Origin of the sequence: Rothia sp. HMSC069C10 (genome assembly GCF_001812205.1) — a bacterium.
In the GTDB taxonomy this organism is placed as follows: Bacteria; Actinomycetota; Actinomycetes; order Actinomycetales; family Micrococcaceae; genus Rothia; species Rothia mucilaginosa.
In genome coordinates this window covers 28,246-37,396 of record NZ_KV808301.1, presented here as the reverse complement: position 1 = coordinate 37,396, position 9,151 = coordinate 28,246, and the positions used below count along the sequence as shown (strand labels likewise).

Genomic DNA, 9,151 nt, shown 5'->3' with positions numbered 1-9,151 from the left:
GGCGCTGACTGCGTGCGCTAGCGATATTCGCCCGCTGTCGCAGGGTTCAATATCTCAGGGTTCCGGCGGTTCCTCTGCCTCGGCTTCTGCTACTGCTTCTGGCGCGGCTTCCTCTTCTGCGAGCGCCTCGGCGTCGCCTTCGCCGACGGATGGTCACACTCCCGGCTCGTATGTTGGCCCGATTAAGTTCAATAACTATGAACGGAACGGCACCTACATTTCTGCGAATGCGGATGCGCCAGCGCAGAACGTGCCAAAGCCTCTAATCCCAGAGAAGATGAAGGAAAACAGCCCCGAGGGCGCCTACGCTCTGATGGGTTATTGGCTTGCGTCCCAGAATTATCTGATTCTGACCGGCGACGTTGAGCCGCTCATGAAGGCGGATCCGGCGAAGGCTTTTTTGAAGAACTCTAAGACCATGATTAGGCTCTACGAGTCGGGTCTGGGTTGGATTTACGGTTCGGATCAGCCGTACAAGATTGAGATTGCGGAGAATGAGCTTCAGCCGGTGGCTAATAAGCCGGACCGCTATGAGTGGCTTGTGACCGTCGCATATGATCCTGCCGCTAAGTACCACATTGAGGGTGAGCCTGATGCGACTATCGTTGAGGAGGAAAAGACGATTCCCCGCACGACGAAGTTCATCATGGAGTACAAAGAAGGCATGTGGCGCATGCTTTTGAACAACGATAGTTAGTTTCCCTCATCTTCTGATACGCACTACTTAAGGATTTCTGATGACGACTTTCCTTTCTCGACGTGCAGCCCTACTAGCTGCCGGTGCGGGCGCTATTACGATGCTGAGCGCCTGCACCAGCGATATCCGCCCGCTGGCTGATAGTTCCGCCTCCGGTGAGGCGTCCACTTCTGCAGGTCCTAGCGAATCTGCTAGCGCATCCGCTTCTGCGGGTGGCTCTTCTGAGAAGTCTTATCTGGGGCCGGTAAAGTTCGACAACTACGAGAAGAAGGGCGAGTACATCCCCGCGGATGAGACGCACAAGGCGCAGAATGTGCCCAAGCCCCTCCCTCCGGCGAATATGCATGAGAAAACCATTGATGGCGCATACTCTGCCTTTAGTTTTTGGCTTGCCAGCGTCAACTATCTGGTGCTCACCGGTGACGATGAGCCGTTGAAGCAGGCTGACCCCTCCGGCAGGGATGTGAAGTCTTTCCATGATTACGTGACTTTTTATGAGTCCAATGAGGGGTGGTTTTACGGTTCGGAGCATGCGCTTCAGGCTGAGATTATGACCCCGCAACCTGAGAAGGTATCGGATAGCGGCTCCCTCTACTACTGGCGTATCACGCTGTCCAAGGACTCTAAGGCGATGATGCATGTTGAGGGTAAGGGAAACAGGCCTATGTACCAGAACACTTCCATGGAGCCTGAGCTTTCCGACCTGAAATTGTCGTATCAGGACGGTAAATGGTTCACTTACCCCACTAAGATACGCGGACAGGGCACTGCGAGCCCGAGCACCAAAGCATCCGATGATGCTAACTCTAAGACCGCCTAGAGCATCTTTGCAGAGTTCACCTTAGAGGTGAGGATTTACCTCACTTATAGGGTTGATAAGCTCCAGAGCTTCATCCCCTACCCTACTTATCATTTAAGGATTTTTCATGGCAACTTTTCTTTCTCGACGTGCCGCACTAGCTGCAGCTACCGGTGCTGGCACGGCTGCGGCGCTGACTGCGTGCGCTAGCGATATTCGTCCGCTGGCTGATAGCTCCGCCTCCGGTGAGGCTTCGGCGAGTGCCAGCACTTCTGAGTCTGCGAGCGCATCCGCCTCGGCATCTGCTTCAGCGACTGAGCCTGCTAAGAAGTCGTACAAGGGCACGGTGAAGCTCGACAAGTACGAGAAGAACGGCGAGTACGTTCCTGCCACGGCTGAGAAGAAGGCGCAGAACGTGCCGAAGCCTATTGTTCCGGAGAAGATGAACGAGGCGACCATTGAGGGCATGTACCAGTTCCTCAGCTACTGGGTGGCAAGCTTCAACTACATGTTCATGACCGGTGATTACGAGCCGCTCAAGAAGGCTGACCCTGCCGGCGAGTTTGCGAACGATCACAACAACGTTGTTCTTGTGTACTCCACCGGCAAGGGCTGGGTGTACGACACGGATGCACCGGTTACCGTTCAGCTTCTGACTGATGCCCCGAAGAAGGTCGCTGGTGGCCCCAACCGTTACGATTGGATCGGACGCTTCATCCAGGACCCCAAGGCGAAGGTCCGCGTTGAGGGCCAGGACCCCATTCCCCTAGCTGAGGAGGGATCTTCCAAGAGCGAAGCGACTAACTTTGCGATGGACTACAAGGACGGCTCCTGGTTCATGGTCAGCGAGGAAGAATCCTCCGATGTGGGTTCTTCCAAAAAAGAGTAAGTCTAAGGACTAGAAAACCAACGCCTCTTACGGGCGGTCACTTTTAGATTTAGAGGAAGAGATACAGGGGAAGCTCCCGCATGTAGTTGAGATTGCGTGTGGGGGCTTCCCCTTTTTTTGCATGGCCTGCGTACGGTCGTGTTGAACTATTCCCCCAGATGAGCAGGTGCCGGCTTTGAGTGTGCCAACAAACCTGCTCGGGTACGCTTAAAAGCACACGAACAAACTATTGAGGGGTTCCCATGCCTACCTTCGTTACCCGACGCACCGCCCTGGGCGTTGTTGCCGCTGCCGCGCTCGCCTCCTTGACTGCCTGCGCCAGCGATATCCGCCCGCTGGAGGACCCGAGCGTAGTTGACCCGATGCGCCCCTACAAGGGCGAGCTGAAGTTCAATAGCTACAAGTCGACCGGAACGTACCACCCCGCAAGCAGCACGAAGAAGGCGGAGAACCCGCCTATGCCCACCCCTCCCGTGAACATGAAATCGAAGACGACCTCGGGCATGTACGCAGCTATAGGCTACTGGGTCGCGTCCCTGAATTATCTGACGGTTACAGGCGACGACACGCCGCTCAAGGCCGTGGACATGGATGTCATCTACGTGCGGAAGATGGAAGCATACGTAGAGTTGTACAAGAAGAATGAGGGGTGGATGTACGGCACCGAGACGCCGCTCGTGGCTGATCTGACCGAGGAGACCCCGCAGAAGGGTAACGATGAGCAGTACCGCTGGAAGGGTATTGCCCGTAGTCATAAGGATGCTGTTCTCCATTACGTGCCCGAGGACAGGGATATTCGTCTGGCTGAGACGAGCGGTGACTCCAGCAACGATGAGGTCACTTTTGTGTTGAAATACAGAGACGATGCGTGGATGGTCACCGTTGAGACGAAGAGTTCCTCGACGACTTCCCCCGGATCCTCGGGCGGAAGCGGTTCTGGCCTCAACGTTTAGGATGCGGCGGCGCGGGAAAACGGCGGCACAGGAAAGCGGCAGCATAAGAAGATGGTGACACTTTCCCCTAGTAAACGACACTTTTCGTTAGCTAACGTAGCTTTTGTAGCATTTTCCAAGGTTTGACAACGAAGAAATCATAAACATAACCAAATACACTAAGGTACCCTGAAATAGATACACCGATAATCTATTGAAGGGTACCTTATGTCCACCTTCGTGACCCGACGCGCCGCCTTTGGCATCGCCGCCACCGCCGCGCTCGCCTCCTTGACCGCCTGCGCCAGCGATATTCGCCCGCTCAGCGACCCGAGCACGCCCAAGGAACAGCGCTCCTACAAGGGCGAGCTGAAGTTTAACAGCTACGAATCACGCGGCACCTACGTTCCCGCGACCAGCTCAAAGAAGGCGGAGAATCCACCCAAGCCTATTCCTCCTGCAAAGATGAGGGCCAAGACGACAGAGGGCATGTACGCCGCCATAGGCTTCTGGGTAGCATCTTTCAATTACCTGATACTCTCCGGTGATATTGAACCCTTCATGGCTGTGGATATAAACCGAAACGATATCTACAAGGCAGAAGCCTTCTCCAAGCTTTATAAGAGCAACACTGGCTGGATGTACGGCGCAGATGCACCAGTCTCAGCGAACCTGACCGAGGACGCTCCAGAGCAGGTTAACGAGCACCAGTATCGTTGGAGGGCCACCAGCCGCTACCACAAGAAAACAACGATTCACTATACAGATGGCCGGGAACTACCCATGACCTCATTGGATGGCAATACTGGCGATTATGATTTCTTCTTTGCCTTGAAATATCAGGATGGTGCATGGACGGTCTGGAATGAACGAGTCAAACTAGCTCCGATCTCACCCACTTCAAGCGCGAGCAGCTCCGGTGCCTCCGTTTAGAACCCCGGCCATATCGTAGTCGTGCGAGAATCTCTGGGTCCCGTGTTTTTCGTCATCTACCGCCGCTTTTACGGCATTGGAGGCGTACACAACATTGGGCTGACCGCTCCCCTGCGATATTCTGGAATTAGTTCAATACCGGCACATACTTTATTCACCTCAGAAAGAGCCCCATGTCTACCATGTACACCCGCCGCACCGCCCTGACCGCACTGGGTCTGGGCACCGCTGCACTTCTTGCCGCATGTTCCTCGAAGTCCTCCGAATCTTCGGCGACCGCGAGCGCGTCCGCTACCGAGTCTTCAACCGCAAGCGCTACCGCATCCGTCTCCCCCACCGCGGAGGCAACCACCACCGTTGAGCCCGGCCCCAGCATGAAGGGTGAGGTCGTTCTTGCCGACTACTCCTCCACCGGCACTTTTGAGCCCGGTACCAAGGAGCACAAGGCTGTAAACGTTGCGATTCCCTTGGAGCCGGCGAAGCTGCGTGAGAACAGTGTTGAGGGTCTGCACGCGTTCATTGCGTACTGGCAGGCTACCCTGAACTACCTGCTGCTGACCGGTGACGGTGTACGCTTCACGAACATTGACCACACGGGTGATTACTCGACTGTGGCTGAGTTCTTCCAGAGCATGTACGCTTCGGAGAGCGGCTGGGTGATCGGTTCGGAGCGTCCGATGGTTCTGTCGTTGACTGCTGACCGCCCGACCAAGGATACTCGCACCGGCTACTACACTTGGGCAACCGAGATGGTGATTGATGGTGCTGAGGGTGCTGGCGTGTACAGCAAGACTAATGATCGTGTGCAGCCGCTGACCGAGGTATTCAAGTACCCGGGTAAGCCGGTGGCTGGTCAGATTGTGGCGCACTACCAGGACGGCACTTGGCGTATGGTGCGTCGCGCTCCGGGTACTGCTTCTGCTTCGCCGGTTCCGTCGCTGAGCCCGAGCGCTTCGGCTGAGGGTACTGCGTCTGCGGAGGGTTCGGCGGAGGCTACTACTGCTTCTGCTGAGGCGTCGGCGCAGTAGATTCCGGGTCCCCTATACCACTGAGAAGCCACATGTGTTTTAAACACATGTGGCTTTTCGCTTTTAATCTTTCTTGAAAAAGACAGGTATAAACAAAAAGCCTTGATTCCGAAGAATCAAGGCTTTTTTCCTAGTGTGACCCCAACCGGATGTGACCCGGTGACGGAGGGGCATGATGCCGAGCGCGCGAGGAAATCCATCATGCCCCGGAGTGCCGCGACGTAAGGAGCGGCGCCGTGAGAGGCTCACGGCGGCACCATAGAATCTAAAAGATCATCCGACAGATACAGATATAAACAAAGAAGCTCCCCAGTCTTTCGACTGGAGAGCTTCTTTCCTAGTGTGACCCCAACCGGATTTGAACCGGTGTTGCCGCCGTGAGAGGGCGGAGTACTAGGCCGCTATACGATGGGGCCGTGAGATCTACATCTCTTTTACCAGGTCTCCCTGGCAACACATATAACTATACAGAGGTTCCCGAAAACAACCAAATCGAAATGTGGTGAAATGAGTCACATATTTTACACTGAGTGCAAGGCGCTCAGCATAGGTTCTTTTCCAGCTATGCCAGGCACTCCCCCGGCAGTCACCCAGCACCTCCGCCGTGCCCGCCTCCGCACCCGTGCCCGCCTCATTCAGATACAACGACATCAAGGCACAAAAATGCACCCCGCACAGTGTACGGGGCGCATCCGCTCAAACTAGAGCAAGAAACTATGCCTTACGGCGGCGAAGCACCATCACAGCGGCACCGGCAATCAGCGCGAACGCACCGACAGCAGCCAGGCTCAGAACGTTCTGAGCACCGGTCTTAGCCAGCGAACCCTTGCTCTGAGGCGCAGACTTGGTAGCCGAAGCGCTCACCTGAGCATCGGAGTTAGAGCCCTTAGGCTGGGAGTCAGACTTCACCGAAGAAGAGTTCTTCAGCGGCGCGGTCTTCGCGGTGGTTCCCAGCTGGTCGTTAGCTTCCTCAGCCTTCGACTGCTCACCCTTGGGCTGATCAGCCGAAGGCTTCTCTGCTACTGCAGCAGATGCGGAAGGCGATGCCGAGGCGTTGGTCGGGAATGCCGGCTCGTCAGCCTCATCGCGGTTATCTGCGTTGCCAGCGTCCTTCGCATCGTTGACGATCAGCGAAACAGCCGAATCGTAATTGCGGTTGGTAGCCACGTCAGAACCAGCGGTAACGGTACCGAGCATGTAGCCCTGGCTGTACTGCATGGTGTTCGCGGGAACACGCAGAGTTGCATCGAAGGAGTACTTGCCGGTGCGTGCGTTGTAAACAAACGCGCTCGCCGGAACAATGGTGGACACCTTCTGGATGCTTGCCAGCTCGCTATCGGTCAGCTTGTCGAAACCCATCGACCATTCGCCTTCCTTGACGAGGAACAGGCGAACACCTTCGGCCGGGGGCTTCTCAAAGTCGTAGCCAGACACGTGGAAGGTGTAGGGGCGGGTAATGTCGACGGTGCCCTCAGCGAAGTTCAGGGTGGGGTCAATCAACACTGCGGTAGCCTGCTTCGGGTAGCCCTGGAAGGGAACCTTAGCGGGGTTAATGGTCGCGGTGGAGGTGAACTCACCCTCGGAAACCTCGGCGTAGAACTTCACGATGGAGTTCGGGACCAGCTTCTGCTGCGAGGAAGGAACAGCCTTGCCATTACGGTCCACGGTCGCCTTAGAGGTGTAGGTGTCGGTCATAGAGCCGTCACCGGTCTTCGAGTTCAGCACATAGGGTACCGCCGCGGTGGTGTTAGCGATGTCCTGCTTGTCCACTGCGATGACGGAGCCGTCCGCGGTGATGGTCAGGTCGTTAGCCTTACCGCCGTTCATCTCAACCTCGCCGATCACGCGGTCGGTCTTGGCGTCAAAGATGGCGATCTTGCCGGTGCCGAAGTCGGTCACGTACACCAGGTCGCGATCCTCGTCGTTCTCCATAGACAGCGCCTGGTTGCCGAACTTGACGAACTTCTTGAACGCGCCGGTGGTCAGGTCGTAGACAGAGATACCGGAGTTAACGCCATCCACGCCCTGGGAGGAGACGTAAATTTCGTTCTCGGAGTGGTCAATGGTGACGTCAGAGGGGCGAACCTCAACGGAGGAGTTCTCGCCGCGAGTCTGAATAACCTGCTCGGTCTTGAAGGTCTTGGTGTTGATGACGAAGACCTTGCCGCCGGTGCGCTCGGGCACGTACAACTTGTCGCCGTCAATGGTCATATTCATGCCGACGTAGCGGGTACCGCCGTTGGGGGCACCCTCCAGCTGCAGCTTAGTAACCTCAAAGGTCTTCATGTCGATAGCGGACACATAGTAGCGGCCGGTCACGAACACCTTGCCGGAGTTGTGGTCCACCAGCACGGAGCGGGGGTGTTCAATCCAGTTCGGGTCGCTCTCGGCGATACCGTGGTTAGTCCAAATCTGTTCCATGGTGTTCTGGTCGAACACGGACAGGGAGTTGTCGGTGGTGTTAGTAACCCACACGGTGCCGGACACGTCATCAACAGTGATGCCGTACGCGGAAATGTAGCCGAATTCGCCGTTCTTATCCAGCTCGAAAGGAAGCGCTGCTACTTCTTCAATCTGAAGAGTGTCTGCGTTGACACGAGCAATGGTGGAGGCGAGGTCGCCGCGTGCACCCACGCCGACCATCCAAATCTTGTTGGTCGCCTTGGAGTAGGCAACCTGGTACTGGCCGGGCAGACCCTGGGTAATCTGCGCGACGGACGCGGAGGTATCAACAACGCGGCTCAGCGATGCGGTGGAAGGAGCCGATGCGCTGGGAGTCGCGGTCTGGTTTGCGGTGTTCGGTGCTGCGAAGGAGGCAGGGATCATAGCTGCGCCAGAGATTGCGAGCGCAAGGGAGCCGACGGCGAGCCCCTTCAATGCCTTGCCCGAGGAGGGAGTGAGGTTCAATGTGTGTCCTTCAAATGTGTAACGGAAGTGCTCACATGCCGCATGCGAATGCTAACGAGACACCCGTGAATATGCGGTGACATATTCGACGGCACGAAAAGCAGAAATGCAGGTAACGCATAAATTTACCTACCTTCTAATCCTCAATGTTTTCCCAGGAAAATACAAGCAGCGACGTGGGCGTGTTTTGTGTTTTTGTGAGTAATCCCCTAATTCGCCTTCAGTATCACGTGAAGGTTGAGGCGCTTCCCCGGTTTTTCCTTGCTCTTGCGGGCAAAAACCCAGGTCGCGAGGGGTATTGTGATGCTTTTATATTTACACATTAATGTAAATGTTTAGGTGAGGCGCGCCAGCGAGATTCACCACGGGTTAAACATTTTCTCGACATTCAAAACCTATATTTTTACAGGCAAGTGCACATATATAAATATTTCCTAAAACCACCTATCCAGCATTAGCCCAAGCGGGCACACAAAAGGCGGGTACCCCTCCCCCAGATTCGAAGAATCCGAAAGAGAAAATACCCGCCTTTCACGCGTTATATCGAGCGTTTAAGCCCGAGAGCTAAACGTTACGCTTTATGCCTTGCGGCGGCGCACCACCAGAGCAGCACCCGCAATCAGAGCCACAGAAGCAAAAGCAACCAGCGGCATCACAGCGTTCGCACCGGTGTTCGCCAGAGCGCCACGCGAAGAACCAGCCTGCGAGGAACCTGCGTCGCTCTTAGCTACCGAGGAGCCACCGCCCAAATTATCGGAACCACCTGCGGAGGAACCACCGTTCTTCACAGCCGAACCGGACTTATCAGCCTTCACAGCATCCGGAGCAGACTTGGAGTCCTGTGCACCGGTCTTAGCGTCAGACTTCTTATCCTCAGACTTAACGTCCTCAGACTTCTTATCTTCAGCCTTCTTGTCCTCTACCTTCGGGTCAGCAGGCTTCGGGTCAGCCGGCTTCGGGTCAGCC

8 protein-coding genes and 1 tRNA gene are annotated in these 9,151 nt (G+C 55.8%); 6 read left to right on the top strand and 3 right to left on the bottom strand.

Features of this window, described 5'->3' with window-relative positions; all coding sequences use genetic code 11:
- The 6 genes from HMPREF2842_RS05200 to HMPREF2842_RS05175 all read left to right on the top strand — a co-directional run.
- Positions 1-697: DUF6318 family protein (locus HMPREF2842_RS05200; protein WP_070643140.1), on the top strand; the 697-nt coding region annotated here is incomplete at its 5' end.
- Between the two features lie 40 nt (positions 698-737).
- Positions 738-1,517, top strand: a complete 780-nt coding sequence (locus tag HMPREF2842_RS05195) for a DUF6318 family protein (RefSeq protein WP_070634382.1) — start codon at positions 738-740, stop codon at positions 1,515-1,517.
- Between the two features lie 106 nt (positions 1,518-1,623).
- On the top strand, positions 1,624-2,385 hold the full coding sequence (locus HMPREF2842_RS05190) for a DUF6318 family protein (RefSeq protein ID WP_049345423.1): 762 nt from the start codon (positions 1,624-1,626) through the stop codon (positions 2,383-2,385).
- Between the two features lie 242 nt (positions 2,386-2,627).
- Complete coding sequence (locus HMPREF2842_RS05185; protein WP_049345426.1) at positions 2,628-3,338, top strand: DUF6318 family protein; 711 nt, start codon at positions 2,628-2,630, stop codon at positions 3,336-3,338.
- A gap of 207 nt (positions 3,339-3,545) precedes the next feature.
- Positions 3,546-4,250: a DUF6318 family protein gene (locus tag HMPREF2842_RS05180; RefSeq protein ID WP_049345427.1), complete on the top strand. Its 705-nt coding sequence runs from the start codon at positions 3,546-3,548 to the stop codon at positions 4,248-4,250.
- Between the two features lie 173 nt (positions 4,251-4,423).
- Complete coding sequence (locus tag HMPREF2842_RS05175; RefSeq protein ID WP_070634383.1) at positions 4,424-5,278, top strand: DUF6318 family protein; 855 nt, start codon at positions 4,424-4,426, stop codon at positions 5,276-5,278.
- 343 nt (positions 5,279-5,621) lie between these two features.
- Here HMPREF2842_RS05175 and HMPREF2842_RS05170 read toward each other — a convergent pair.
- From HMPREF2842_RS05170 to HMPREF2842_RS05160, 3 genes are all read right to left on the bottom strand, one after another.
- Positions 5,622-5,694: transfer RNA gene (locus HMPREF2842_RS05170), tRNA-Glu, on the bottom strand.
- A 298-nt stretch (positions 5,695-5,992) separates the two neighbouring features.
- Positions 5,993-8,185, bottom strand: coding sequence for an LPXTG cell wall anchor domain-containing protein (locus HMPREF2842_RS05165; protein ID WP_070643138.1), 2,193 nt, complete (start codon positions 8,183-8,185; stop codon positions 5,993-5,995).
- A gap of 578 nt (positions 8,186-8,763) precedes the next feature.
- Positions 8,764-9,151 (bottom strand): LPXTG cell wall anchor domain-containing protein (locus HMPREF2842_RS05160; RefSeq protein ID WP_141752184.1); only part of this gene is annotated, 388 nt, incomplete at its 5' end.

Bases quoted from the DNA above. Each gene is read 5' to 3' on its own strand.
- HMPREF2842_RS05195 (WP_070634382.1), top strand. From the start codon at position 738: ATGACGACTTTCCTTTCTCGACGTGCAGCCCTACTAGCTGCCGGTGCG.
- HMPREF2842_RS05190 (WP_049345423.1), top strand. From the start codon at position 1,624: ATGGCAACTTTTCTTTCTCGACGTGCCGCACTAGCTGCAGCTACCGGT.
- HMPREF2842_RS05185 (WP_049345426.1), top strand. From the start codon at position 2,628: ATGCCTACCTTCGTTACCCGACGCACCGCCCTGGGCGTTGTTGCCGCT.
- HMPREF2842_RS05180 (WP_049345427.1), top strand. From the start codon at position 3,546: ATGTCCACCTTCGTGACCCGACGCGCCGCCTTTGGCATCGCCGCCACC.
- HMPREF2842_RS05175 (WP_070634383.1), top strand. From the start codon at position 4,424: ATGTCTACCATGTACACCCGCCGCACCGCCCTGACCGCACTGGGTCTG.